The 25,043-nt window shown below is 72.6% G+C and carries 22 protein-coding genes; 20 read left to right on the top strand and 2 right to left on the bottom strand.

Annotated elements, in window-relative coordinates; genetic code table 11:
• The first annotated feature begins 110 nt into the window (after positions 1-110).
• The 15 genes from C4J65_RS35710 to C4J65_RS35640 all read left to right on the top strand — a co-directional run bounded on the left by C4J65_RS35710 (position 111) and on the right by C4J65_RS35640 (position 15,306).
• Positions 111-1,601: an MFS transporter gene (locus tag C4J65_RS35710; RefSeq protein WP_115746184.1), complete on the top strand. Its 1,491-nt coding sequence runs from the start codon at positions 111-113 to the stop codon at positions 1,599-1,601.
• Between the two features lie 54 nt (positions 1,602-1,655).
• Positions 1,656-2,207, top strand: coding sequence for an SRPBCC family protein (locus C4J65_RS35705; protein ID WP_115746183.1), 552 nt, complete (start codon positions 1,656-1,658; stop codon positions 2,205-2,207).
• Positions 2,204-2,593 (top strand): YrdB family protein, encoded by a 390-nt coding sequence (locus C4J65_RS35700; RefSeq protein WP_240330603.1) that lies wholly within the window; start codon positions 2,204-2,206, stop codon positions 2,591-2,593. The genes C4J65_RS35705 and C4J65_RS35700 overlap by 4 nt, the downstream gene beginning before the upstream one ends.
• A 500-nt stretch (positions 2,594-3,093) precedes the next feature.
• Entirely contained in the window at positions 3,094-3,882 is a 789-nt protein-coding gene (locus C4J65_RS35695; RefSeq protein ID WP_240330602.1) for an alpha/beta fold hydrolase, read from the top strand.
• 14 nt (positions 3,883-3,896) lie between these two features.
• Entirely contained in the window at positions 3,897-5,672 is a 1,776-nt protein-coding gene (locus tag C4J65_RS35690; RefSeq protein ID WP_115746182.1) for a fatty acyl-AMP ligase, read from the top strand.
• Between the two features lie 224 nt (positions 5,673-5,896).
• The gene (locus C4J65_RS35685) at positions 5,897-6,172 is read left to right on the top strand and encodes an acyl carrier protein (protein WP_162833512.1); all 276 of its coding nucleotides are present in this window, start codon (positions 5,897-5,899) and stop codon (positions 6,170-6,172) included.
• Positions 6,169-7,359, top strand: coding sequence for an acyl-CoA dehydrogenase family protein (locus C4J65_RS35680; RefSeq protein WP_115746180.1), 1,191 nt, complete (start codon positions 6,169-6,171; stop codon positions 7,357-7,359). The genes C4J65_RS35685 and C4J65_RS35680 overlap by 4 nt, the downstream gene beginning before the upstream one ends.
• A 5-nt stretch (positions 7,360-7,364) precedes the next feature.
• The gene (locus C4J65_RS35675; protein ID WP_115746179.1) at positions 7,365-8,567 is read left to right on the top strand and encodes an acyl-CoA dehydrogenase family protein; all 1,203 of its coding nucleotides are present in this window, start codon (positions 7,365-7,367) and stop codon (positions 8,565-8,567) included.
• Positions 8,567-9,328 carry a bifunctional 2-polyprenyl-6-hydroxyphenol methylase/3-demethylubiquinol 3-O-methyltransferase UbiG gene (gene ubiG, locus C4J65_RS35670; RefSeq protein ID WP_115746178.1) on the top strand — a complete coding sequence of 254 codons (762 nt, stop codon included), beginning with the start codon at positions 8,567-8,569 and terminating at the stop codon, positions 9,326-9,328. The genes C4J65_RS35675 and ubiG overlap by 1 nt, the downstream gene beginning before the upstream one ends.
• Positions 9,329-9,342: 14 nt before the next feature.
• A complete protein-coding gene (locus C4J65_RS35665; protein WP_115746177.1) occupies positions 9,343-9,822 on the top strand; it encodes a hypothetical protein in 480 nt (159 codons plus the stop codon).
• Entirely contained in the window at positions 9,819-10,934 is a 1,116-nt protein-coding gene (locus C4J65_RS35660; RefSeq protein ID WP_115746176.1) for a type III polyketide synthase, read from the top strand. The genes C4J65_RS35665 and C4J65_RS35660 overlap by 4 nt, the downstream gene beginning before the upstream one ends.
• Positions 10,935-10,977: 43 nt before the next feature.
• Positions 10,978-11,874, top strand: a complete 897-nt coding sequence (locus C4J65_RS35655) for a methyltransferase domain-containing protein (protein WP_162833511.1) — start codon at positions 10,978-10,980, stop codon at positions 11,872-11,874.
• Between the two features lie 2 nt (positions 11,875-11,876).
• Complete coding sequence (locus C4J65_RS35650) at positions 11,877-13,373, top strand: aminotransferase class III-fold pyridoxal phosphate-dependent enzyme (protein WP_115746174.1); 1,497 nt, start codon at positions 11,877-11,879, stop codon at positions 13,371-13,373.
• Positions 13,370-14,647 carry an FAD-dependent oxidoreductase gene (locus tag C4J65_RS35645; protein ID WP_115746173.1) on the top strand — a complete coding sequence of 426 codons (1,278 nt, stop codon included), beginning with the start codon at positions 13,370-13,372 and terminating at the stop codon, positions 14,645-14,647. Before C4J65_RS35650 ends, C4J65_RS35645 begins: the two co-directional genes overlap by 4 nt.
• A 56-nt stretch (positions 14,648-14,703) precedes the next feature.
• The gene (locus tag C4J65_RS35640) at positions 14,704-15,306 is read left to right on the top strand and encodes an NAD(P)H-dependent oxidoreductase (protein ID WP_205351120.1); all 603 of its coding nucleotides are present in this window, start codon (positions 14,704-14,706) and stop codon (positions 15,304-15,306) included.
• On the opposite strand, the gene C4J65_RS35635 is transcribed toward C4J65_RS35640, so the two are convergent.
• Positions 15,268-15,477 (bottom strand): DUF6059 family protein, encoded by a 210-nt coding sequence (locus tag C4J65_RS35635; RefSeq protein WP_205351119.1) that lies wholly within the window; start codon positions 15,475-15,477, stop codon positions 15,268-15,270. The two genes, C4J65_RS35640 and C4J65_RS35635, sit on opposite strands and share 39 nt — an antisense overlap.
• An 89-nt stretch (positions 15,478-15,566) precedes the next feature.
• A complete protein-coding gene (locus C4J65_RS35630; protein ID WP_240330601.1) occupies positions 15,567-17,282 on the bottom strand; it encodes an acyl-CoA dehydrogenase in 1,716 nt (571 codons plus the stop codon).
• Positions 17,283-17,885: 603 nt separating this feature from the next.
• On the opposite strand from C4J65_RS35630, the gene C4J65_RS35625 reads away from it, so the two are divergent.
• The 5 genes from C4J65_RS35625 (at position 17,886) to C4J65_RS35605 (ending at position 25,007) form a co-directional block, all read left to right on the top strand.
• Positions 17,886-18,566 carry a ScbR family autoregulator-binding transcription factor gene (locus tag C4J65_RS35625; protein ID WP_115746171.1) on the top strand — a complete coding sequence of 227 codons (681 nt, stop codon included), beginning with the start codon at positions 17,886-17,888 and terminating at the stop codon, positions 18,564-18,566.
• A gap of 119 nt (positions 18,567-18,685) precedes the next feature.
• On the top strand, positions 18,686-19,924 hold the full coding sequence (locus C4J65_RS35620; protein ID WP_115746170.1) for a cytochrome P450: 1,239 nt from the start codon (positions 18,686-18,688) through the stop codon (positions 19,922-19,924).
• 278 nt (positions 19,925-20,202) lie between these two features.
• Entirely contained in the window at positions 20,203-20,859 is a 657-nt protein-coding gene (locus tag C4J65_RS35615; protein WP_115746169.1) for a ScbR family autoregulator-binding transcription factor, read from the top strand.
• Positions 20,860-21,198: 339 nt separating this feature from the next.
• Positions 21,199-22,266, top strand: a complete 1,068-nt coding sequence (locus C4J65_RS35610) for an AfsA-related hotdog domain-containing protein (protein WP_162833510.1) — start codon at positions 21,199-21,201, stop codon at positions 22,264-22,266.
• 41 nt (positions 22,267-22,307) lie between these two features.
• The gene (locus C4J65_RS35605; protein WP_115746167.1) at positions 22,308-25,007 is read left to right on the top strand and encodes an AfsR/SARP family transcriptional regulator; all 2,700 of its coding nucleotides are present in this window, start codon (positions 22,308-22,310) and stop codon (positions 25,005-25,007) included.
• The last annotated feature ends 36 nt before the right edge of the window (positions 25,008-25,043 follow it).

The following is a 25,043-nucleotide window of genomic DNA, read 5'->3' as shown; positions in this document are numbered from 1 at the left end:
CGTCTCCGCCCTCGCTCGCCGCACAAGCGGAACTTCAGCGTGCGGGTCCACCCTCGTGCGGGGCGCGCACCGGCGCCGGCCCCGCCCCGAGCGCGTGGAGAGGACCGGCGATGCAGTCGACGTACGACGAGGATGCGCGCGCGTCCCGGCTCGCGGGCCCACCGGACCCGCGCCGCTGGGCGGTCCTTGCGGTCCTCTCCCTCGCCCTGTTCGTGATCATCCTCAACAACGGGCTGCTGAACGTCGCGCTGCCCAGCCTGATGCGGGATCTGGACATCGGTATCGGCACGACGCAGTGGATCGTCGACGGTTACGCGCTGGTCTTCGCGGCCTGTCTGCTGACCGCGGGCACCCTGTCCGACCGGTACGGCCGCAAGCGGGCCACTCTGCTCGGCGTCGCGCTGTTCGGCGTCGGCTCGCTGCTCGCCCTCACCGCTGACGGAGCGGGCCAGCTCATCGCCGCACGGGCGGCGATGGGGCTGGCCGCGTCCCTGGTGATGCCGGGGACCCTGTCGATCCTGGTGGATGTGTTCCCCGAGCACGAGCGGCCGCGCGCCCTCGCCGTCTGGGGCAGCACGTCCGCGCTGGGGGTGGCCGTGGGACCGGTGCTCGGCGGCGCCCTCGCGGGCCACTTCTGGTGGGGGTCGGTGTTCCTGGTGAACCTGCTGCCGGTCGCCGTCGTCCTGATCGCGGGGCTCGTGCTGCTGCCGGAGTCGGCGGCGTCCGTGCCCCGGCCGTTGGACCCGGTGGGCGCGGTGCTCGGCTCCGCGGTCATGGTGGGCCTGGTGTTCGGCGCCATCCACGCCTCGGGCGAGGGGTGGACGTCGGCGAGCGTCCTGGGCGCGTTCGGCGGCGCGCTGGTGTGCGGCGCCGGCTTCGTGGCGTGGGAACGGCGGCATCCCAGCCCGATGGTCGACTTCGCGCTGCTGCGCCATCCCGTCTTCCTCGGCGCGAGCGCCGGCATCATGCTGCTCTTCTGCGGTCTGGCCGGCACCCTGTTCGTCCTCACCCAGTACCTTCAACTCGTCCTGGGATACAGTCCGTTGACGGCAGGACTCGCGCTCGCCCCGGTCGCGGTGGCGGTGGGGGCGGGATCGGCCGTCGCGCCGTGGCTGGCCCGCCTCACCGGCGCGCGCGGCAGCGTCAGCACCGGTCTGGCGACGGCCGCGGCCGGCATCCTGACGCTCGCGGCGGCCGACGGCTACGCGGGCGTGGTGACCGGGCTCGTGCTGCTGGGCGTGGGCGTCGGTCTGGCCCTCGGACCCGCGACGGAAACCGAGCTGTCCCTGGTCGCACCCGAACGGTCGGGCAACGCGGCGGCACTCAACGACACCATGATGGAGCTCGGCAACGCCGTCGGTGTCGCCGTCATCGGCACCGTACTCGCCCATGGCGCGGCCGGCGCCGCGGCGCCCGGCGTCCGCGTCGAGGCCGCCGCGCCGACGGGCTTCGTCAGCGCGGCGGTCGTCGTCGCGGCCGGCGCGGTGGTCGCCGCGCTGCTGCTGCCCGGTCCGGATCGCCCCGCGGCGCACAAAGAGGCGGGCGAGTCGGTCGTCCGCATCCCGCACGCGGGGAAGGATGTGCCCGTCCGGCCGACCTGACCCCGGATCATGATGACCGGTACACCGTTCCTTCACTCCCCACAAGGTGGCTCCATGCCTGTCGCCCCACGTTCGTTACTCGGCCGCGTCTTCTACTGCGGCCCGTCGCTGGACGAGCTCCATCAGCACTACGCCAAGGGCGGCCGCATAGACGACTGGGCGCCCGTGACCGCCATCAGCCGGGTGCGGATCGAGGCGCCCCCGGCCACCGTGTGGCGGCTGCTGCACGACCTGCCGGGCTGGCCCTCCTGGGTGCCGCAGGTCGCCTCCGTGCGCCAGGGGCCGGGCGGCACCGTGCCCGACGAGCAGTTCCGCTGGAAGCTGGGCGGGATGCCCATCAGGTCGACGCTGGCCGTGGTCGAACCGCAGCAGGAGCTGTGCTGGACCGGCGTGCTGGCCGGCACCCGCGCGGTGCACCGCTTCCGGCTCACGTCCCTCGACGGCGGACGCGCCACCGAAGTGCTGTCGGAGGAGTCCATCGGCGGCCCGCTCATCGCCCTCTACTTCCCCAGCGCCAAGCTGCGCACGGTTTTGCAGAACTGGCTGGCAGCCCTCAAGTCCACGGCTGAGACTGCTGATACTGCTGATACGGAGGTTTCCCGGTGAGTCACGCGACTCTGGCGCTCGCCAACAACGACGTCATGCTCGGCATCCGCTTCCTGCTCGAAATGGTCTCGCTGGTCTGCTTCGGCATCTGGGCCTGGCGCACCGTTCCCTCGCCGTGGCGCTGGCTCGCGGTGGTCGTGGTGCCGGTGGCCGTCGGCTGGATGTGGGGCACCTTCGCCGTACCGGACGACCCGTCGCGCTCGGGCGAGAGCGACGTCCACACGCCTGGCCCGCTGCGGCTGCTGCTCGAACTCGCCGTGTTCTTCGGTGCGGTGGCAGCCCTGTATCTCGCGGGTCTGCGCCGGGCCGCCCGCTGGCTGCTGCTGATCATGGTCCTCTACCAGGTCCTCGCCTACGACCGCATCGGCTGGCTGCTCGGCCACTGAGCTCCCGGCGGCGAGCGCGCGAGCCAATCGCGCGCTCGCCGTCCGGCTCAGCCTTCGCGGCGCGGCCGCCTCCGCCCGCCCGCCTTCATCCGGCGGGGGGCGGGACGGCGGGCCGTCGGTGCGGCCCTCCTGCCCGCGCGTATCGGGGGGCGCGGTTGCCTGCCGCCGCCTGCCCCCGATCGCCCCTGCTGCCCGCGGCAGTTCGTCATGGCCGCCGGCGGGCCGGCTGCGCCGCCCGTCAGCCGTCATCGCGTCACGCGGCCTCGACCACGCATCCGATTTGGCTGTCTTTTAGCGGTCAACCGCATGCTCGTGGCGTGCCTGCCGGGACCCGCTCCATCGTGCGTCGAGGTGTCCGGCCGGTCGGGCAGGTGCCCCGTGCGCGTCCGCACACCGGGACCCGGACGTCCGCCGCCCCTCCGGTCCGCCCTCCTCGCCGCCCACGGTGCCGCGGTCCCGGCGGGCGTCCAGACAACCGGACGAGCCCGAGGCGGAACGGAATGACGCGTTACCTGTCCCACACCTCCCCGACGGACGACACCGAGACCGAGGTGCGGCTGTTCTGCTTCCCGTACGCGGGCGGTGGGGCGTCGGCCTACCGGCGCTGGCAGCGTGGCCTCGACGCGCACGGGGCAGGCGCCCGGGTGCTGCCCGTCCAGCTGCCCGGCCGCGAGGGCCGGATGACCGAACCGCGCTTCACGGACCTGCATGCGCTCGTCGCCGATCTCGACGAGCAGCTGGACGCGGAGCTGGAGCACCCGCACGTGTTCTACGGGCACAGCATGGGGGCCCTCGTGGCCTACGCGCTGACCGCCCGGCGCCAGCGCCGCGGCGCGCCGCTGCCCATGGCGCTGGCCCTGAGTTCGTACCGGGCGCCGCACCTTCCGGCGCCGAAGATCGCCGACCCGGGAGCGAGCGACGAGGAACTCGTGGCCTCGCTGGCCGCGTTGGGCGGCATCCCCCGGGTGATCCTGGATCACCCCGACTTCCTGGCGGCGCTGCTGCCCGTGGCCCGCGACGACCTCCAGCTGTGCACGACGTCCTTCGCACCGGACACCGAAGCCGTGCGGGTGCCGCTGCACCTGTTCGTCGGGGCCAGGGACCGGCTCGTGTCGGTGCCCGAGGTGGTGGCCTGGCGGCGCCAGGCGGGACGCGGCTACGAGGTGCGGGTGGTGCCGGGAGGGCACTTCTTCATCCGCGCTCACGAGGACGTGTTCCTGCGCGAGCTCGCGTCCGTGGTCCGCCGCTACGACCGGGCCCCGGTGCTGGCCGGCGCCCTGTCCGCCTGATCCAAGGGGTTGTGATGGCACATCAGGAGACGTACACGGAACGGGTGCTGGCCCGGGTGCAGGAGCGGGGCGGGGCCGAGGCCTTCGCGTTCGTCCGCGGCACGGGGGTCGAGCGGCTCGGCTACGCCGAGCTGGACGAGCGGGCCAGGGACATCGCGTCCTGGCTCCTGGAGCGCGGCCTGTCCGGCCGGCAGGTGCTGCTGCTCTACCCGTCGGACCTGTCCTTCGTGACGGCGTTCGTCGGCTGTCTCTACGCGGGCGCGGTCGCGGTCCCGGCGCCGCTGCCCACGGACCACACCCGCCACTTCGAGCGCCTCGCCCGGATCGCCGGCGACGCCCGGGTCGGCGCGGTGCTCACCACCGCGGCGGCCGCGCCGGACATCGAGGCCGGGCTGAGCGGCATCCGGTCCGTGCCCTGCGTGGCCACGGACGCCGGCCCGGTGGGCGACGCTTCGCAGTGGCGCGCGCCCAGCCTGCGCCCGGACGACCTGGCCTTCCTTCAGTACACGTCGGGGTCGACCAGTACCCCCAAGGGCGTCATGGTCTCGCACCGCAACCTGATGGCCAACGAGGCGGCGATGCAGCGCTCGCTGGGCGCCACCGGCGACTCCGTGTTCGGCAGCTGGCTGCCGCTCTACCACGACATGGGGCTCATCGGGCATGTGCTGCAGCCGCTGTGGCTGGGGGCGCGGGCCGCGCTCATGGAACCGGCCGCGTTCCTGCGCCGGCCGGTGGGCTGGCTGGAGATGATCGGGGAGCACGGGGTTACCGTCGGCGGTGGCCCGAACTTCGCGTACGACATGTGTGTACGGCGGGTCAAGGACGACGATCTCGCCCGTCTGGACCTGTCCGGCTGGGAGTCGGCCTGCAACGGTGCCGAGCCGGTGCGCGCCGACACCCTGGCCGCGTTCGCCCGCCGGTTCGCGCCCGCGGGCTTCCGGCCCGAGGCGTTCTTCCCGTGCTACGGCATGGCGGAGACCACGCTGTTGGTGGCGGGTGCGCCCCGCGGGGCCGCGCCCGTGACCCGCCGCGTCGATGCGGCCGCCCTGGAGCGCGGCGAGGTCGTCCCGGCCGGGGCCGACACTTCGGCCCGCACCCTGGTGAGCAGCGGCACGGTGCGCGCCGAGGACTTCGAGGTGCGGGTCGTCGACCCGGCCACGTCACGGGCCGTGGCGCAGGGGCGGGTCGGGGAGCTCTGGGTGCGCGGGCAGAGCGTGGCCGGCGGGTACTGGGCGCGGGCCGAGGCCACGGCGGAGACGTTCGGGGCGCGGCTCGCCGGCGAGAGCGGGCCGGCGGGCGCGGGCTGGCTGCGCACCGGTGATCTCGGTGCCGTCGTGGACGGGCAGTTGTTCGTCACCGGCAGGCTGAAGGAGATGATGCTGGTCAACGGCCGCAACATCTACCCCCACGACGTGGAGGCGGCGGCGCGGGCCGTGGACCGGTCGCTGGGCACGTGCGCCGCGTTCACGGTGCCGGCCGGGCCAGCGGGCCGGGAGCGGCTGGTGCTCGTCCTGGAGGCGGCGGGTCTGGAGGGGGCGCCGGACGTCGACGGGGCGGGCCGGGAGCTGGTCGGCCGGGTCCAGACCGCGATCACCGGGGAGTTCGGGATCGCGGCGGGCAGCGTGCTGCTCGTGGCGCCCGGCACGGTGCGCAGGACCACCAGCGGAAAGATCCAGCGGACGCTGATGCGCCGGCAGTTCCTCACGGGGCGGACGGCCGCGGTGCACGCCGTGGTGGAGCCCGAGGCGGAGCGGCTGGTGGACCGGACGGGGGAACTGGTCCAGGGCTGAGGCCGCCGGTGCGCGCCGGCCCTCGGGGGCCGGGCGCTCACCGGCGTCCGCGCCACCCGTCCGGCGGCCGTCCGGCCGCGCAACCGCCGCTACAGCCGGGGCCGCCACCATGGCCGAACGGCACCCCACAGCCGGCGCACCACCAGGTTCTCCCGCGGTTTCGACCCATTTTTCTCCCCAGGTATCCAGGAGTGGATGTGCAGGACGACCGGGCGCAAGCCTTCATGACGACCTTGACGCAACACCTCGCCGCCGTGCGTCCCGAGACGGTGCGGCGGCAGATCACCGAGCGGTCCCGGCTCACCGGGGACCTCGGTCTGGACTCGGTGGAGCTGGCTGAGCTCTTCGAGCGCATCCGGGACACGTACGCGGGAGTGGAGATCTCGGACTGGCTGGCGATGGCGACCCGGGCGGAGGGCGACACCGTCGGCAGTCTGGTGCGCTATCTGGCGCTGACGGTGCCCGAGGAGCGGCCGCTGGTCGTGGGGGGCGTGCGATGACCGTCACCCAGGACGCGCCCGTGCGGACCGATTTCGTCGCGCTGGCCGAGGAGCTGGCGGCGGGGTTCGCCGGCCGGGCCGCGGAGCACGACGCGGCGGGCAGTTTTCCGCACGAGAACGTGGCCGAACTGGTCTCCTCCGGGTACACCGCGATGACGGTGCCACGCGAACACGGCGGTGGCGGCGCGGAGTTGGAGGAGTTGTGCCGGGCGCAGGAGACCCTCGCGGCCGGCTGTGCGAGTACCGCGTTCGCGGTGAACATGCACGTCCACGGCATCGCGATGATCGCGGGGATCGGAGGTCCGGCGGCCGAGCGGGCGTACCGGGCCATCGTCGAGGACGGCGCGGTGATCGCCGGTGGGTTCAGTGAGCCCGGAGTGGGCGGCAACTGGTGGCATCCCACCACCAAGGCCGAGCCCGTGGAGGGCGGTTATCTGCTGAACGGGCGCAAGGGCTTCTTCACCGGGTTCCCTGCGGCCGATCTGCTGTTCCTGTCCGCGGCCCGTACCGACGACCGGGGGCTGCCGGAGCCGGTCGGCTTCCTGGTGCCCAAGGCGGAGCGCGGAGTGAGCGTCACCGCCGAGTGGGACGCGGCGGGCATGCGTGCCACGGGCAGCCACTCGCTGCTCCTGGACGACCTGTTCGTGGCGGACGCGCACATGGTGGGGCGGCCGGGGGCGCTGCCGCTGATGTTCATGCAGGGGGTGCACTGGGCGTGGTGCAGCTTCGCGTCCGTGTTCCTGGGGATCGCCCGCGGCGCCCTGGAGACGGTGGTCCGTGAGCAGCGCGGCCGCACCCTGCACGTGCTGGACCGGACCGTGGCGCATCTGCCGGGTGTGCAGTTCCGGGTGGCCGAGATGCGCACCCGGCTCGCGGCCGCGGAGGCGCACCTGTACCAGGCGGTGCGCGCCGACCACGACACCGCGATCGCCGAGGATCCGCTCGGCCACTACATCGAGATGAGCGTGATGAAGAACAGCGTGTGCCGCCTCGCTCATGAGGTGGTCTCGCTGGCCATGCAGGTCCAGGGCGGTTCCGCGCTGATGTCCTCGCACCCGCTGCAGCGCGCCTACCGGGACGTGGTGGCCGGGCTGCTCGTCCCGCCGAACTCCGATGTGACCGCCGAGTGGGCGGGCAAGCACGCGCTCGGAGTGCCGGTCTTCGCCGAACCCCGCTGGGAGGGCTGAACGCCATGACCACCGTCACACCGGTCGAGGGCACCGAACGGGCCCTGCGCTGGGCCGCGTTGCTTGACCGGGCCCGCCTCCTCGCGCGCCGTTTCGAGGAGCGCTCCGAGAAGGCGTACGCGTCCGGCGAGTTCGTCGGCGAGAACATCCGTGAGCTGATCGACGCCGGAATCACCGCGATCAACGTCCCCGCGGATCTGGGGGGCTTCGAGGCGACGCTGGAGGAGAACACGCGGCTGCTGCGGATCATCGCGGGCGGCTGCGGGTCGACCGCCTTCACGCTGGCCATCCACGCCGTGCTGACCGGTTCGATGCGCAGCGATCTGAGCGTGGCCGTGCGTGAGCGGATGTTCGGCGCGGTGCGCGACGGGGCGTTCGTGGTGGGGCCGTTCACCGACGAGGGCTCGGGCGGCAACTGGGTGCGGCCCTCCACGACGGCCCGCCGGGTGCCCGACGGTTTCGTCCTGGACGGGCTCAAGCACTTCGCCACCGGCTATGACGCGGCGACGCACCTGGTGGTCACCGCCGGTCTCGACGACGCGCATCTGGAGCCGCCGTTCAACCTGGCGGCGTTCTTCGTGGAGAAGCCCGAGGAAGGCATCGAGGTGGTCGCCCCCTGGAGCGGCTTCGCGCTGCCCATGACGGGCTCGCACTCGCTGAAGCTGGCCGGTCTGCGGGTCGACGCCGACGACTCGGTCTTCCCCGACGGGCTCACCCCGCTGTTCGTGATGGCCCGCCAGCAGTGGGGGCACTACTGCTTCGCGGCCGTGTTCCTGGGGCTGGCCGAGCGGGCGTACGAGCTGGCCGTCGAGCGGACCCGGGGGCGTGCGACGACGGCCGTGTCCGATCTGGCCCGGCTGCCGGGCATCCAGTTCGCGGTGGCCCGGATGCGGTCGTCGATCGCCACGATGGACGCCCTGCTCACCGAGTACGCGACCCGGCACGTGGACCCGGGCGAGGACCTGCCGGCGTTCGTGGCCGACACCTGCGTCCCGAAGTACCACATCACCAATGAGGCCGAGCACGTCGTCGCCACCGCCTTCGAGGTGATCGGCGGCTCCGGTATCCGGGACGGCTCCCGGATCGGGCAGATCTGGCGGGACGTCAAGGCGGGGCCGCTGCTGCCGTTCACCAACGACATGGCCCGCGAGTTCATCGGCAAGGCGACGCTGGGCATCAGCCCGGTCGAGACGCCGAGGTGGGTGTGATGGCCAGTGCGCTGACGATCGACAACGAGTACTACGAAGAGGTCGGCGACGACTGGTGGAACACCGAGGGCCCGCTGCGCGCCCTGCACGAGATGAACCCGGCGCGCACCGGATACTTCGACCGGATCCTGCGGGAGCGTCACCCCGGCCGGGCCGCCGACACGATCCGCGTCGTCGACCTGGGCTGCGGCGGCGGGCTCGTCGCCGAGGAACTCGCCGGCCGCGGCTACCGCGTCACCGGCATCGACCTCTCCCCCGGCACCGTCGCCGCCGCCCGCCGGCACGCGGCGGCCTCCGGTGTCGAGGTGACCTACCAGGTCGGGTCGGCGTACGGCACCGGCCTTCCGGACGGTTGCGCCGAGGCGGTCGTCGCCTCCGACGTGCTGGAGCATTTCCAGGACCTGCCGGCCGCGCTCGCCGAGATCGAGCGGCTGCTCGTGCCCGGCGGTGTGCTGCTGTTCGACACGGTCAACCGGACGGTGCGCAGCTATCTGCTGCTCATCCTGGTCGCGGAGAAGCTCCTGGGCATCATCAAGCCCGGCACGCACAACTGGAAGATGTTCATCCGGCCCGCCGAGCTGCGGGTGCGGCTCGCGTCCGTCGGTCTGCGGCTCGCCGCCACGCACGGGCTCGGCCCGGCCCGGCCGCTGCCCCTGCTGCTGCCGGGTCTGCTGCGCCACCGCCGTCTCGGCGCTTTCACCCTCACCGGCGATGTCTCGGCCAGCTACATCGGCCACGCCGTCAAACGAAGCACCTCGTGAAGGACAGGACAACCATGGTCTCCATACGCTCCGCCAGCGTCGCCGGCACCGAGGTGAAGGCCGATCCGGACGCCGTACGCGCGCTCCTGCTCGACGTCGTGGGCTGCGGCCTGCTGATGCCGGGTGTGGAGAGCCTCACGGCCGAGGGCGACGACGTCTACCACTACGTGCTGGCCACCATCTCCAACGGTGCCGTCAGCCACACCCCCGACCACCGCACCCGCTTCGACGCCACCGACACCGGCCGCATCCGCTGGGAGCCGGTCGGCAGCCACAACTTCCGTTCCTGGGGCGAGTTCCGCACCACCCCCGGCACCGAGCCCGGCACCACCTTCCTGGAGATCGACACCCGGTCCGAGGCGGACGTCGACATCGCGCCCGTGGTGCTGCCGCTGGTCGAGCCGTTCGCGCGTCAGCAGAGCGACCAGGTCACCGACGGATTCCTCACCGCCATCAAGGAGCGGGTGGAGTCGGGCGCCGGGGCTGCGTCATGACGACGGTGTCCGAGGCCCCGGCGCCCGGCCGCGCGCGGACCCGCGGGGTGGCGAAGCTGCTGTCGCTGCGCACCGCGGCGCCCGACACGGTCGTCCCGCAGAAGGACGCGTTCGAGACGTACTACCGCGAGCGGTACCGGGACGTGGCGAAGGCCGAGGAGATCTTCCGCGGCTCGGGGGTGGTCACCCGGCACATGGCCTGGGACCCGCGCACCGCCTACGCGGACGGCTATCCGCCGATCAAGCCGCGGATGGCCGCCTGGGAGGAGAACGTCCTGGCGATGAGCCGCAGCACGGTCGGCGGCATCCTCGACGCCGCGGGCGGCGCGGGGGCGGACCGGCTCACCGACCGGATCGGCTCGTTCGTGATGGCCAGTTGCACCGGGTACGCGGGGCCCACCCCCGACATCCTGCTGGCCAAGGAGTTCGGGCTCCGCAACGACCTGCGGCGCACCTTCATCGGGCACATGGGCTGCAACGCGGCGTTCAACGTCCTCAAGACGGCATTCGACGCGCTGGCCGCCCGCCCCGACGAGCTGGTGCTCGCCGGCAGCGCCGAGGTCTGCTCGGTGCACCACCGGCCGGAGTTCACCGCCGAACAGGCCGTCGTGAACGCGCTGTTCGGCGACGCGGGGGCGATGACCCTGCTGGCGGCGGACGACGGCGGACCGGCGCCGGGACCGGTGTTCCTCGCCACCCACACCGAGACGCATCCCGAGACCACGCACGCGATGAGCTGGCACATCGAGGACCAGGCGTTCCGGATGACGCTCTCCCCGTACGTGCCGTTCTACATCGGCGAGAGCATCGGCCCGTTCGTCGAGCGGCTGATCGCCCCGCACGGCCTGGACGCCGGCGACGTACGGCACTGGGGCATCCACCCCGGCGGCCCGAAGATCATCGACTTCGTCGGCGAGAAGCTGGGCCTGACGGCCGGTCAGCTGGGGCCGTCCCGGGCCGTCCTCGCCGAGAACGGCAACTGCTCGTCCGCGACGATCCTGCTGATCCTCGACCGCATCCTGCGTGAGGAGCGGCCCGCGCCCGGGGAGTACGGCGTACTCATGGCCTTCGGCCCCGGACTGACCATGGAATCGGCGCTCGTCCGTTTCTGACCCCGCCCCGAACCCACGTATGCGAACCGAGGGACATCCCGCCATGACGATCACGACGACGAGCGCGCTCGAACCCCGCTGGACCACCACCGACCTGCACGCCGCCATCAAGGACCACTACGACGGACTCATCGAGCTGTACGAGAACCTGTGGGGGGAGCACATCCACCACGGGTACTGGGCCGACGGCGAGGCCGACCCCGGGCGGCACGCCGCCCAGGTGCGCCTGGTGGAGGAGCTCATCGCCTTCGGCCCGGTGCCGCCGATGGCCAGGGTCCTCGACGCCGGCTGCGGCATCGGCGCCTCCGCGGTGCATCTCGCCAACCGTCTGGGCTGCACCGTCGACGGCATCACCATCAGTGCCGAGCAGATCGGCCGCGCCGAGGCGAAGGCCGGTGCGGCCGGCGTCACCGACCAGACCGCCTTCCGGCTGCTCGACGCGATGCACACCGACTACCCCGACGACACCTTCGACGTCGTGTGGGCGCTGGAGAGCTGCGAGCTGATGCCGGACAAGAAGGCGTTCCTGGCCGAGTGCACCCGGGTGCTCAAGCCGGGCGGCACGCTGCTGATCGCCACATGGTGCGCCCGCGACGAGAGCCTCGACGCCGACGAGACGCGGCTGCTGCACCGCATCTACCGCGACTTCGTCGTCTCCCACGTCCTCCCGCTGGAGCGCTACGCGGAACTCGCCGGCGAGCTCGGCCTGGCCGACGTCCGGACGGCCGACTGGTCGGAGCAGGTGTGGGACACCTGGAAGCTGTCCACGGACATCGTCAAGCCGGTGGTCCGCGACCCCTCGGTCATCTGGAAGCTGGTCCGCGCCAAGGGCATGGACATCTTCCGGTTCCTCAACTCCGTGCCCCTGATGAAGCAGGCCTACGAGCGCGGGGTCATGCACTACGGCGTGCTGCGCGCGACCAAGCCGGCCGGGAGCTGACCATGACGACCACCGCATCCGCCGCGACGACCGTCGAGTCGCTGGTCGCCGATCTGCTGACCCAGCCGTGGCTGATCGACCTGTTCGGTGAACTCACCGAACGCCAGAAGGCGTCGACCGCGACGACCGAGCAGCTGCGCTCCCGGGACGCCGCCAGCCACGTCTTCTGGCCCTTCCACTCGCCGCAGTTCCCGCTGGTGGTGACCGAGGCGCACGGCAGCCGCATCCTCGACGCCGACGGCAACACCTACACCGACTGCCACCTCGGCTTCGGCGCGCAGGCACTGCACGGGCACAGCCCGCAGCCCGTGGTGGACTTCGTCCGCGACCATCTGACGACCACCACGGGCAACGGCTACTGCACCCCGGTCGAGTCGCAGCTCGTCGATCTGCTGGGCGAGTTCGTGCCGCACTGCGAGAAGTTCGCGTTCCTCAACTCGGGCACCGACGCCACCGCGGCCGCCATCCGGCTCGCGCGGGCGCACACCGGCCGCCGGATGGTGGCCAAGTTCGAGGGCTCGCTGCACGGCGTGCACGACCTCGGCATGCACAACACGGCCTTCTGGTACCACGGCCATCCGACGCAGCCGTTCCCCGGCAACGCGCCGGACGGCGGCATCGAGCGCCAGTCCGCGCTCACCGGAGTACCGGTCGCCGATCCGCGCGATCTGCTGGTGCTGCCCAACGACCCCGTGCGGGCCGTGGCGTTGATCGAGCGGCACAAGGACGAGCTGGCCTGTGTGCTGACCGAGGCGGCGTCCTCGTCGTTCCCGTTCGTGGAGCACACGGTGCCGCTCCTGAAGACGGTCTCCGAACGCTGCCGGGCGCTGCGCGTGCCGTTCGTCCTCGACGAGGTGCTCACCGGTTTCCGCTACGGGCCCGGCGGCGCCGCCGCGTACTTCGGCATCGAGGCCGACCTGTACTGCTACGGCAAGGTCCTCAGCGGCCTCGGCATCCCGCTGTCCGCGGTCGGCGGCCGGGCCGCGCTCCTGGACCACACCCAGACCTCCGGGCTGCCGCTGACCGACATCGGGCGCAAGACCTGTGTGCAGACCACCCACGCCGGCAACCACCTGGCGCTGTGCGCCTCGTACGCGAGTCTGCGGCTGCTGCACGAGCAGCGGGACACGTACTACCCCGAGACCCGTGCGAAGGTCGCCCGGGTGCAGGAGCGGCTCGCCGCGTTCCGCACCGAGACCGGCATTCCGCTGCGGCTCGTCGGGTTCGGCGACTTCATCGGCTCGTTCGGTTTCCTGGAGCACGACTCCTACGACGACTACCGGGCGTTCGCCGGGTCGGTGAACCCCGTCGCGTTCTTCCTGCTGACGCTGATGCTGCGGCGGCGCGGCTTCTACACGCTCAGCCTGCCGATGCTGTTCACCGGCGGCGCGCACAGCACCGAGGACCTGGACGCCCTGGTGTCGGCGGTCACCGACTCCGCGCGCGAACTCGACCGGCACGGCTTCCCGTTCATTCTGCCCGGGACCGGGCAGGCATGAGCGCCGGGGCCGACGAGCGGGCCGACGCGGTCGTCGTCGGGGCGGGTCTGACCGGCCTGGTGGCGGCGGTGCGGCTGGCGTCCGCCGTCGGCCGCGGGCGCCGGGTGCTGCTGCTCGAAGGCGGCGGCGAGCCGGGCGGCCGGGCCCGCACCACCGAGCACCACGGCTTCCGCCTCGGCCTCGGCCCGCGCGCCCTGTACCGCACGACCCGGGACGGGCTGCGGGCTCTGGGCGTGCGCGTCCCGGGCCGCTCGCCCGACCTCGGCGGGGCCCAGGCCCTTCGGGACGGAGCCCTGCACCCGGGGTACGCGGCGGCCGGGCCGCTGCTGCGCACCGGGCTGCTCGCGCCCCGGGAACGGATCGCGGTGGCCCGCCTGTTGGGCCTGACCCGCGGCCGCGCCGGTCTGGCCGGCACGGACGCCGCGCAGTGGCTGGGCGACCGGCTGCCCACCGAGCGGGCCCGGCAGGCCGCCTTCGCCGTGCTGCGCATGAGCAGTTACACGGGCCGCCCGGACATGATCGGCGCGGACGCGCTGTCGCTGCACTTCGCCGAGGTACGGCGCGGTGTGCAGTACGTGGACGGCGGCTGGCGCACGGTGACCGACGCGCTGCTGGCGCGCGCCCGGGAGCTGGGCGTCGAGCTGCGCACGGGGTGCCGGTGCGCCGTCGTGGAGGGCGGGGCGCGGCCGCGGGTGGTGACGGCGGACGGGCAGGCGGTGCGGGCCTGCTCGGTCGTGCTCGCGGGCCTGTCGCAGCGCGCGGCGGGACAGCTGCTGGGTGTGGCCGGGCCCGCCGCCGGCTCTCCTGTCGCCCGCCCCCTGCACACCGCCTGCCTGGACGTCGCGCTGAGCCGGCTGCCGAACCCGCGCGGCACCCTCGTCTTCGGCGTCGACGAGCCGCTGTACCTGTCGGTGTTCTCCCGGACGGCCCGATTGTCGCCGAAGGGTGGCGCCGTGCTCCATCTGGCGCGCTACGACGACGGCTCGCAGCTCGGTGCGACGGAGGTCCGCAAGCGGCTGTACGAGGTGCTCGACCAGTGCCAGCCCGGTTGGCAGGACGCGCTGGTGCACGAACGCTTCCTGCCGCGCATCACCACCATGACGGCGCTGCCCGAGGCCCGCACCGGGGGCCTGGCGGGCCGCCCCGGCGTACGGGTCCCTGGCCATCAGGGGGTCTTCGTGGCGGGCGACTGGGTCGGCTCGCGCGGTCTGCTGGCCGACGCGTGCGTGCTCAGCGGAACCCGGGCGGCCGAGGCAGCGGCCGCCCGTCTGTGAGGGTGGCCGTGCCCGCCCGCTGTCAGCCTCCCCCTTTCGACACCAACGGAGTTGCCATGCGTCCGATCCGTATCGCCGCCGTCGGGGGCTCGTTGCGCTCGGGCTCGGTCTCCGCGGCCGCGCTGCGGGCGTGCGCGGCGCGGGCCCGCCGGGCGGGGGCCGAGGTCACCCTGGTGTGCGGCGCCGAGCTGGTGCTTCCGCCGTACGACCCGGACACCGCGAACCGCTGCGCCGGCGAGCTGCGGCTGCTGGCCGCGCTGCGCGCCGCGGACGGGGTGCTGCTGGCCACACCGACGTATCACGGCGGCATGTCGGGGCTGCTGAAGAACGCCCTCGACCACACGGAGGGCCTGGCCGGTGACATTCCCGGCTACCTGGACGGGCGTTCGGTGGGCTGTCTGAGCGTGGCGTGGAACGAGGTGGCCGGCGCGTCCGCACTGGCCGCGCTGCGCACGTGCGCGCAGTCGCTGCGCGGCTGGGCCGTCCCGATGGGCGTGGTGGTGCCGGCCGACGCGGAGTTCGCGCCGTCCGGCGCCTGCGCCGATCCGCGCACCGGGCGCCGCCTGGACATCCTCACCGACCAGGTCCTGGAGTTCGCCGCGCTGCGCCGCGGCGGCGCCTCAGCCGAGGCTGTCCAGGTCCCGCAGCTGTCGGTCTAGGGCCCGTTCGGCCGGGCTCAGCGGGATGTCGGGGCGCAGTCGCTCCAGCGGGTGCGAGAGGGCCGGTCCCGGGTGTCCGTCGGGCACGTAGAGCCACATCTGCCCGTACGCGACCAGGCAGCGGTACGCCTCACCCAGGATCCGGGCGACGAGCGCCAGGGGCCGGATCATCGGGGCTCCTCTCGGCAGGCCGCACCCCTCGGCGCGGAGCGGAGCCCTGATGATCGGCCGCGACGCTAAACCCCGGCTAGGGCCTGTCCTCAGACTTCCGTCGTCCGTGCCGGCCGGGGTCCCTGCACCAGGGCGGCGAGGCGCCGGGTGTAGTCCTCGTGGGCGATGGGGATCGTGGAGAGGACCTCCTCCGGTATGTCGAAGGCGTCGACGAGCAGCATGGCGTCCGGTGTCAGGCCGGCGATCGTCGTGTAGATGATCTCGGGGAGTGCGCGCACGTCGTCCGCCGTGAGGTGTCCCTCGGCCAGCAGGTCCCCGGTGTGCTCGTTGACCTCCTTGAGCAGGAAGAGGAGCGCCAGCTCGCCCACCAGAGCGCGGACTTCGGGGCCGACGGCGTGATCCGCGGCGCGCAGGAACGCGTCCGCGGCATGCAGCCGGGCCGCCGCGTCGACCATCTTCAGGGCGGCGCCCGATGCCTGGTTCCAGCGCTGCGAACGGGCGCCGGACGGGCCCTTGCGCAGTGCGGAACGGGCCCGTTGCTGCCAGAGGGAAACGGTCCGCGCCAGCAGATCCCGCAGGAAGCGCGGGTCCTTCATCGCGTCCTCGCCCCACCCGGGCCGGGGGTGCGGGACTTCGAGACGCTCACCGAACAGCATCTCCGCACCGGCCTTGAGGGAGATGACGAGGTTGTCTCCCTCGGCGGTGATCGTGCCCTCGGTGCTCGTGATCAGATCGCTGAAGCCATTGACCGTGAACAGGCCCTGGGCGCCGCATCGTTCACGGCATTCGATGGTGATGTCGCGGGTCTGCCAGGTGATCCAGCTCTTGGCGATCGCGACCAGTCTGGCCGCCTCGTCGGTGCTCTCGGGTGTGCGGTCGGCCCAGCGCGTCACCGTGTCGCGGTGCAGGAACGTCATGGCGTACGCGGTGGAGATGCGCTGCATCAGGCTGCTCATGTGGCTGTGGTGGGCGGTGAGCGGCACGGTTTCGCCGGGGCGGGACCCGCTGATGTGCCGGGCGTGGGCGTAGCGCACGGCGATGGCGAGGGCGGCCCGGGCCGCGCCCACGGCGGCGCCGCTCATCGAGAGCTTGCCGCAGTTGACTCGCTGGATGGAGTGCATCACGCGCTTGTGCCGGTTGCCGAGACTGCTGGTCAGCGATCCGTCGGTGCTCAGCAGGCCGTGTGTGGATTCCAGTAGCGCCTCGCGCGGCAGCCGGCAGCCGTCGAAGGAGGTGAGGCAGTGGTCCACGGCGGTGCCCATGCGCTCGGGCAGCATCCAGGTGCGGACGCCGGGTCGCAGCCCGTTCTCGTCCCGCAGCGGTACCAGGAAGAGGAAGACGCCCTCGTCACGCTCTTCGACGATCAGCCGGGCCGCCACCACGGCGGTCTTCGGGCCGCCCACGGCGCTCGTGGTGGGCATGAACTTCTGCGCGCCCGTCGTGGGCGTGTGCAGGACGAACCCCCCGGACGTCCGGTCCCACACGGCCCGGGTCTGCATGGCGGAGACATCGCTGCCGTGTTCCAGTTCCGTGCACAGAAACGTTCCTGTCCGCCGCAGCGATGTGAAGTCGGTGAGCGGGCGCGCCGCGGAGGGGAAGTGGTCGATGAGGCTGCCCAGGAACAGGTTGTAGTGGATCGCGGAGAGCGTCGCGAGCGTCGGGTCCACGAACCCGGTCCACTCGTGCAGGCTGGTGAGCAGGTGCGGATCGTCCGCCAGCTGCTCCGGGGACTGCAGCGTGTCGTTGATCAGCCGCAGCCTTTCGTAGGCGAGAGCCGTCCGGTCGCGCGGCGTGAGGCCGGGCACGGGACGGAACTCGGGACGGCCGACCAGGCTCCGCCAGCGGGAGTGGATGCGCGCCCGTCTGTCCTGATCGAACAGCAGATGGGTGAGCTCGGCCGTCGGATCCCCAGGGTTCGGGCCCGGTCCGGCTGGTGTGACGTGCTCACCAGCCGGAGCCGACGTGGTATGTCCCCCGGGAACCTTCCCTGCATTCATCTGGATTTTCACAAGAGTCATCGACTACTCCGTGAAGCGTTGAGGCTGGATGAAGGAAGTTCAGGGGCCATAAAATACGGACCCACCGGTTTTTTGCAAGGGCCCGCAGGGGCTGACGGGAGCATCCGGGCACAGCTGTGCTGATGGCGGGCCTGGCAAGCTTTTTCGCGGACTTTGAGCCGTGGCGAGGGCGCACGGACGTATCGGCATCGTCTTGGCCGGGAACTCGTCGCCCAGATTGCACCCTTGTGAAACCGGGCGGATGGTTTTATTCTGACGATGTTTGCGCCCCCACCCAGGTCACAGTCCCAGCAGCCGCGCCAGGGACCGTGAAGGCGTGAGCGAACTACTCGTCCGGCCCGCGCGGAGCTCGAATGTGCCCGGACGCTGCGAGGCACGGAGGTAGGAACAGTGGCACGCCAGGAGCGAGCAACCAGGACGAGGCTGGCCATCTTGAGGTCGGCCGCCGAGGTCTTCCACGAGGTCGGCTACGAAGCCGCGGCCATCTCGGAGATCCTCAAGCGGTCGGGGACGACGAAGGGAGCGCTGTACTTCCACTTCCCTTCCAAGCGGGAGCTCGCCCAGGAGGTGCTGGCGGAACAACTGTCGGTGGTGCCCCCCGTCGTGCCGCAGAACCTGGTTCTCCAGGAGGGGGTGGACGCGACCTTGATACTCGCGCACATGCTCCGCTCCGGCGACGGCATCCTGCGCGGCAGCGTGCGGCTCACGGTGGAGGAGGGCACACCGCAGGACGGCCTGGACCGCCGGGTGCCCATGCACAACTGGGTGGATCACAACAGGGAAGTGCTCGTCCGCGCCGAGAAGGCGGGTGAGATCCTGCCGGACGTCGACATCGAGGCCGCCGCGCAGATGTTCGTCGCGGGGTTCGCCGGCGCACAGCTGATGTCGAAACTCCTCTCCGGATTCGACGACATGCTGGATCGCTCCTCGGTCATGACCAAGCACCTGATCACGTCCATCGCCGTGCCGTCGGTCCTGGTCCGGCTCGACTTCTCGCCGGAGCGCGGGCGGCTGGTGTACGAGCAGGCGGTGAAGCTGCGGTCCGGCGCCGAGGTGTCGGCGAGCGCGTAGCGCGTAACGGCCACCGGGAGGAACGGTGGCTCGTGACGGGCCTTCTGCGGGGGCGGGCCGTTCCTCTGTGCACGTAGGAAATGCCACGGAAGTGGACAACCGAGTGGGAGGGGAAACCGATGGCACAGGCTCGGACGGAACGGCCCAGATGCCCGTACGCGCTCGACGCGACGGGGCGGGACCTGACGCGCGAGGCCGCGATGCTGCGTGCCCAGGGGCCGGCAGTACGGGTCATGCTTCCCGGCGGGGTGGCCGCCTGGGCGGTGGTCCAGCAGCGGTACGTGGAGCGGGTCCTGGCCGACCAACGGGTCTCCCGGTCGGCCAGGCTGCACTGGCCGGACTTCATCGACGGGCAGGTACAGGCGGACTGGCCGCTGTATCCCTGGGTCGCGAACGAGAACATGTTCAACTCCTACGGTGAGCAGCGCTCCCGCCTGCGGCGCCTGGTGGCGGGAGCGTTCACGGCGCGGCGCAGCGAGGCGATGCGGCCCAAGGCCGAGGCCATCACCGCGGAACTGCTCGGCCGCCTGGCCGAGAGGGAGCCGGGGACCCCGGTCGACCTGCGGGCCGAGTTCACCGCGCAGCTGCCCATGCGGGTGATCTGCGAGCTCTTCGGCGTCGAGCAGGGAGAGTCGACCGACGCCCTGTGCGCGGCTCTGCACACGGTGTTCACCTCGTCGGTGTCCGCCGAGGAGATGAACCACGCGCTCCTGGAGTCGTTCGGGCTGCTGGCCGCGTTGGTGGAGAAGAAGCGGATCGAGCCCGGCAACGATCTGACCTCGGCTCTGATCGCAGCCCGTGACGACGGCGACCGGCTGTCGGAGGAAGAGCTGCTGGGCACCCTCTACCTGATGATCGCGGGGGGTATGGACAGCCCCACGGCCCTCATGACCAATGCCGTGGCGGCTCTGCTCACCCACCCGGACCAGCTGGAACACGTACGTGCGGGGCGGGCGGACTGGAACGACGTGATCGACGAGACGCTGCGGATGCACACCCCCGGCGCCTACTCGCCGCTGCGGTTCGCGGTGGAGGACATCGACCTGGACGGCGTACTGATCAAGAAGGGCGAGCCCATCCTGGTGTCCTTCGCGGCCGGCGGTCTCGATCCGGTGCGCTACGGCGAGAGCGCGGCCGAGTTCGACCTGCTGCGCACCGGGCGGGACACCCTCGGGTTCGGGCACGGGGCGCACCGGTGCCTGGGGGCGCCGCTGGCCAGGGTGGAGGCGCAGTCGGCGTTCAGCGAGCTCTTCGAGCGCTTCCCCGGCATACGACTGGCCTGCTGTGCGGACGAGCTCGAGCCGATGCCGACCTTCCTGATGAACGGTTTCAAGTCTCTTCCCGTGCTGCTCGGTTAGCGCCGGCAGGACGCCTCCTCGGCCCCTGCGGCCGGCGCCGGAGAGGCTGGGCGGACCACGGGAGCGGGCTCCGATGCCGGGCTTCGCAGCGCCTGAACGGTGCTGTGAAGTCCCGCGTCGGAGCCCTTTGTTCTGCGCCGGCGCGATTCCACGGCCACCGCGGCGACGTTCCGTTTAGGCCACCTCCCCTAAAAACCGCACGCGCGGTTTGTTATAATGACGACCGAGGGAGAGCCGGCGATGACGCCGGCCCACGCCCTCGCCCGGGAGGCTCTCTGATGGTTAAACAGCAGCGTGCGGCGCGTACCCGCCACGCCCTGATCCAGGCGGCGGCAGAGGCTTTCACGCGGGACGGCTTCGCCTCCGCCTCGCTGGCGGCGATCAGCAGACGGGCCGGAGTCAGCAGCGGCGCCCTCCACTTCCACTTCGAGAGCAAGAACGCGCTGGCGCAGGCCGTCGAGGACGAGGCGGCCGACATCTTCGGACGGATCACCCAGGAGGTGGCCCTCGGCGACCGGACCCCGCTGCAGGGTCTGGTGGACGTGACGCACGTGCTGATGAGCCACATCACCGAGGACGCCGTCGTGCGCGCCGGCTTCGCGCTGTGCCGCGACGTGACCCGGGCGAACGACGCCGTGCTGCGGGGCGCCTGGGAGCGGTGGGTCGAGGACGCCCTGGATCGGGCCGAGCAGGCCGGGCAACTGGCCGAAGGCGTCTCGGTGACGGATGCGGCGACCGCCATCGTGGCGGCGACCGTGGGCTTCGAGGTGCTCGGCAGCACGCAGGAGCAGTGGCTCTCACGCGAGGCGGTCGCCCGCCTGTGGGGGGTGCTCGTGCCCCGGATCGTGCGGCAGCATGAACAGGGCGCCATCAGCTGCGGCCCGAACAGCCACGGCAGCCCGCGGCGGACCTCGGTCCTGCCTCGCTCGAACTAGACCGGCCGGTCTGCAATGAGTGCAGGTGACGGGCGCTCCGCGCATCCATGGCAGCTTCACTGACTCTCATATGTCGTGACTTCAGCGGCATTTACCACCTCGCGCGTTACGCGAGGTCAGGGCTCGGTCAAGCTTAAACAGCATGCACGGTTTGGTATTGACAAACCGGCCGCGCCGTTTTTTACTCGCTCCGAGGCCTTGAGGTGTACCCGAGGAGCCTCGGCCCACAGGGGGGCAGGCCGAGCCGGGGACCGGTATGCGAACCCGGCCGACCACCGTGAGCCATTGCCGACGTCACCGCGCATGCCCCACACCGGAATCCGTCACAGAGGACTCTCCATGAAGCTTCCCGCCCCACCCTCCACCGGTTCGCTGTCCACCGGACGAGTCGGCGCGGTCACGGACACCGGCCCGCTGCAGGTGCCCCCGCCCGCGGCGGCGTTCCTGGGCCCGCACCATCTGGTCCACCGGCCCGACACCCCGGAGGGTTTTCTGCACTCCGCCACGCCGCCCGGCCGGCACCGTTTCGGCTTCTCCGCCCAGCTCCCCGCCGGCCACCCGCTGTTCGGCGACTCCACCGCCCCCTTCCACGACGTGCTGTACCCGATGGAGTCGCTGCGGCAGATGGCGGTCTTCGCGGCGGGCCGCTACTTCCGGGTGCCCGAGAACCGGCGGATCCTGCTGGCAGACTGCGCGTTCTCGCTCACCGCCCTGTCCGCCTGGCAGCGCGACGCGCCCGCCGGCGCCAGGCTCTCGCTGGACCTCGACCTGACGCCGGCCGACGTGGTCAAGGGCGCGCCCCGGACGATGGACTGCGGTGCGACGGTCAGCATCGACGACGAGCCGTGCGGGACGGTGCGGGCGCGCCTGGTGTTCCTGATGCCGGGCGTCCACCGCATGCACCGGGCGCACAGCCGCCGCGAGAGCGAGCGCACGGCGGGCAGGAACAGCGGCCTTCCGCCGGGGCACGGCATCCCCGGCGCCGAACTCGTCGGCCGGTGCAGCGCCCGCAACGTACTGATCGGGCTGCCGCTGGAGGAGGACGGCGAGTCGCTGACCTTCCCGGTGAACATCCCCGCCGCGCGCGAGGTGCTGCCCGACTCGGGGCCCGAGGTGCCGGCCGCGCTGTTTTTCGAAGTGTCCCGGCAGGCCGCGCTGTTCGGGGTCGGCGAGCTGTACGGGCTGGCCCCGGGGCACGCCGTGCTCACCCGGTGGGAAGCCGCCTTCCGCGGGTTCGCCGAGCCGGGACTGCCGCTGCTGTGCTCCGTGCAGCCGCGCCGCCGCAGCGCGCCCGGAGAGGTGCTGCGGGACTCCGCGGGGCGCCCCTTCGCCGAGCTCTCGCTCATCTTCACGCAGGGCATCCGGGTCGTGGCGGAGATGACCACTTCCGTCCTGCAGATCTGCTGACGGCCGCGCACCCACCGGGCGGCACACACCAAGGAGCAACGATGCGCTTTCGGGTACTTGGCCCGGTGCAGATGCACCCGCACACTCCGACGGCGGCCAAGCCTCGCGTGGTCCTCGCGACCCTGCTGGTGAAGAACAACAGCGTCGTCTCCGCGCACAGCCTGATCGACGAACTGTGGGGGACGACGCCGCCGCGCACCGCCTCCACGACGCTGCAGGTCTACGTGTCCCATCTGCGCAAGGCGCTCGCGGGCGCCGACGACGAGCCGGGCGGCGCCGGCGCGCTGGTGACGCAGCCGCCGGGCTATGTGATGCGGGTGGCGCCCGACGAACTCGACCTCACCGTCTTCGAGTCCCTGCGCTTACGGGGACGGGCCGCGTTCGACGAGCGGGACTACGCACGCGCCTCGCGTCTGCTGGGCGAGTCCCTGAAACTGTGGCGGGGCCCCGCGCTCTCCGGCATCCCGCACGGCCCCTCACTGCAGTCCACGGCGATCCGCCTCGACGAACTGCGCTCCGAGACGCTGGAGCAGCGGATCAGCACCGACCTGAAACTGGGCCGGCACCACGAGCTGGTCGGTGAACTGATGGCACTGGCCCATGAGTTCCCGATGCGGGAGAGCCTGCACGCCCTGCTCATGGTGGCCCTGTACCGGGCCGGGCGGCAGTCGGACGCCGTACAGGCCTACCACCGGGTGCGGCGCACTCTGGTGGACGAGCTCGGCGTCGAGCCGGACGCCTCCCTCAAGCGCATCCTGGCCCGGCTGCTCGCCTCCGATCCGGCGCTGGCCTGGCGTCCGAGCGGGAGCGAGCCGAAGACGCCCGCGCCGGCGGCCGGTGCGGCCGCGCCCGCCCCGCCGGCCGGCCCCCGGCCGCCGCTGTGGCTGCCGCCGCCGCTCGCCGACTTCACCGGCCGCGCCGACGAGCTCGCCCAAGGCGCCCTGCTGCTGGCGGCGACGTCGGCCCCTCGTGTCATGGCCATCTCCGGGCGGCCCGGTGTCGGCAAGACCGCTCTGGCGGTCCAACTGGCCCGTCAGGTCGAGGGGTTCGCCGCGGGCCGGGTCATGGTGCACCTGCGGGACCCGGCGGGCCGCGCGCTGACCGCCGAGGCCGCGATGGCGGCGCTGCTGCGCCGCCTGCTGCCACCGGGGCCCACGGGGCCCGCGGTCCTGCCCTCCGACCTCGGTGAGCTGACCGAGCTGCTCCAGCAGGCCACGCGCTCGCGCGAGTTGCTGCTCGTCCTCGACGACGCGGTGTCGGAGGCCCTTATACGGCCGCTGCTCGCCGCGGTACCGGACGCGGCGGTGGTGATCACCGGCCGCCGTCCGCTGGCCGCCCTGGAACACGCGCGGCACCTCGTGCTGGACGTGCTCGGACAGGAGGAGGCCGAGTCGCTGCTGCTCGCCACCTGCGGTCCCCGGATGGCCCAGGACCGGGCGGCCGTGGCCCGCATCGCCCAGCTGTGCGGGCGGCTGCCGCTGGCGCTGCGGATCGCGGCCGGCGGCACGGCGGTGCAGCCGCACTGGACCGCGGGCGGACTCGCGCGCCGCCTGGCGGACGAGCGCACCCGGCTCGCCGCGCTCTCCCTCGGCGACCTCGACGTCCGCAGCAGCCTGCTCACGGCGTACCACGAGGTGTCGGAGGCGGGCCGGCACGCGTTCCGCAGGCTGGGGCTCGCACCCCTGCCCGACTTCCCCGTGTGGACCGCGCAGTCGCTGCTCGGCACGTCGCCGGAGGCCACGGAGGAGCTCCTGTACGGCCTCGTGCGCGCCCAGCTCCTCGACGTACGGCAGGAGTCGGGTGCCCCCGGCGGGGCGGTCCGGTACAGCTATCACACGCTGCTGCGGTCGCTGGCCCTGGAGATGCTGGCCGAGGTCGACGGCGAGGACGCCGTGACCGAGACGGTCGGCAGGCTCGGCCGCGCGTTTTTGCCGCGCGCCCGGGCGGCCGACGCCCGCCTGACTCCCGGGCGGGACCGGCTGGCCGGCGTCCTGGAGACGGCCTGCGGTGAGCTGCCGGCGGACGACCGGGCCGTGGCCACTCCCCTGCGCTGGTTCCAGGCGGAGTCGGCGGGCCTGCTGGAGATGGTGCAACGGCTGCACAGGGCCGGGCTGTGGGATCTGACGTGCGCACTGGCCTCGGCGGCCAGCGGCTACTACGAGGCGTGCGGGGTGTGGGAGGACTGGCGGACCAGCCATGAACTGGCAACCGACGCGGCCCGCCGCTCGGGCAACGCGCTCGCGGAGGCCACGCTGCTGCGTTCGCTGGGGGATCTGGCCTGGCAGCGCCAGGACGCCGCCCGGGCGGTGGACGGCTACCGGCACGCGGCACGGCTGTTCGCCCTGGGCGACGACGGTGTCGGGGCGGCCCGCTGCGCCACCGGTGAGGCCGACGTCCTGCTCGGGCAGGGCGAGTTCGGGCGGGCCGGCGCGCTGTACCGGCGCGCCCTCGACCAGGCCCTGGCGGAGGGCGACACCCGGGGGTGCGCGGAGGCCGAGCGCGGCCTGGCGCTCACCGCGCTCCTGACCGGCCGGCCCGCCGACTGCCTGGCCTCGCTGGCCGCGTGCGCGAGCGCGGCGGGCGCCCTGGGTGACGCCCGCTGGCACGGCTACGCCCGCCGCCTCGCCGAGCACGTCCGCGCCGAGCACGTCCGCGCCGGGGGCGGTGCGGCCCCGGTGGCCTGGCCGCACCTGGAAGTGCGCCCCGGGGTGTGGCTGATGAACGAGGCGCCCGTCGGGTGAGCCGGGCCCATGCGGCGGCCCCGCCCCGTCCGAGAG

Origin of the sequence: Streptomyces sp. CB09001 (genome assembly GCF_003369795.1) — a bacterium.
Taxonomy (GTDB): Bacteria; Actinomycetota; Actinomycetes; order Streptomycetales; family Streptomycetaceae; genus Streptomyces.
Note: the sequence above shows the minus strand (reverse complement) of the source record. Positions and strands in the feature narration are given on the sequence as shown.

Coding starts and splice junctions, on each gene's coding strand:
- C4J65_RS35710 (WP_115746184.1), top strand. CDS start 111: ATGCAGTCGACGTACGACGAGGATGCGCGCGCGTCCCGGCTCGCGGGC.
- C4J65_RS35705 (WP_115746183.1), top strand. CDS start 1,656: ATGCCTGTCGCCCCACGTTCGTTACTCGGCCGCGTCTTCTACTGCGGC.
- C4J65_RS35695 (WP_240330602.1), top strand. CDS start 3,094: ATGACGCGTTACCTGTCCCACACCTCCCCGACGGACGACACCGAGACC.
- C4J65_RS35690 (WP_115746182.1), top strand. CDS start 3,897: ATGGCACATCAGGAGACGTACACGGAACGGGTGCTGGCCCGGGTGCAG.
- C4J65_RS35685 (WP_162833512.1), top strand. CDS start 5,897: ATGACGACCTTGACGCAACACCTCGCCGCCGTGCGTCCCGAGACGGTG.
- C4J65_RS35680 (WP_115746180.1), top strand. CDS start 6,169: ATGACCGTCACCCAGGACGCGCCCGTGCGGACCGATTTCGTCGCGCTG.
- C4J65_RS35675 (WP_115746179.1), top strand. CDS start 7,365: ATGACCACCGTCACACCGGTCGAGGGCACCGAACGGGCCCTGCGCTGG.
- ubiG (WP_115746178.1), top strand. CDS start 8,567: ATGGCCAGTGCGCTGACGATCGACAACGAGTACTACGAAGAGGTCGGC.
- C4J65_RS35665 (WP_115746177.1), top strand. CDS start 9,343: ATGGTCTCCATACGCTCCGCCAGCGTCGCCGGCACCGAGGTGAAGGCC.
- C4J65_RS35660 (WP_115746176.1), top strand. CDS start 9,819: ATGACGACGGTGTCCGAGGCCCCGGCGCCCGGCCGCGCGCGGACCCGC.
- C4J65_RS35655 (WP_162833511.1), top strand. CDS start 10,978: ATGACGATCACGACGACGAGCGCGCTCGAACCCCGCTGGACCACCACC.
- C4J65_RS35650 (WP_115746174.1), top strand. CDS start 11,877: ATGACGACCACCGCATCCGCCGCGACGACCGTCGAGTCGCTGGTCGCC.
- C4J65_RS35645 (WP_115746173.1), top strand. CDS start 13,370: ATGAGCGCCGGGGCCGACGAGCGGGCCGACGCGGTCGTCGTCGGGGCG.
- C4J65_RS35640 (WP_205351120.1), top strand. CDS start 14,704: ATGCGTCCGATCCGTATCGCCGCCGTCGGGGGCTCGTTGCGCTCGGGC.
- C4J65_RS35635 (WP_205351119.1), bottom strand. CDS start 15,477: ATGATCCGGCCCCTGGCGCTCGTCGCCCGGATCCTGGGTGAGGCGTAC.
- C4J65_RS35620 (WP_115746170.1), top strand. CDS start 18,686: ATGGCACAGGCTCGGACGGAACGGCCCAGATGCCCGTACGCGCTCGAC.
- C4J65_RS35615 (WP_115746169.1), top strand. CDS start 20,203: ATGGTTAAACAGCAGCGTGCGGCGCGTACCCGCCACGCCCTGATCCAG.
- C4J65_RS35610 (WP_162833510.1), top strand. CDS start 21,199: ATGAAGCTTCCCGCCCCACCCTCCACCGGTTCGCTGTCCACCGGACGA.
- C4J65_RS35605 (WP_115746167.1), top strand. CDS start 22,308: ATGCGCTTTCGGGTACTTGGCCCGGTGCAGATGCACCCGCACACTCCG.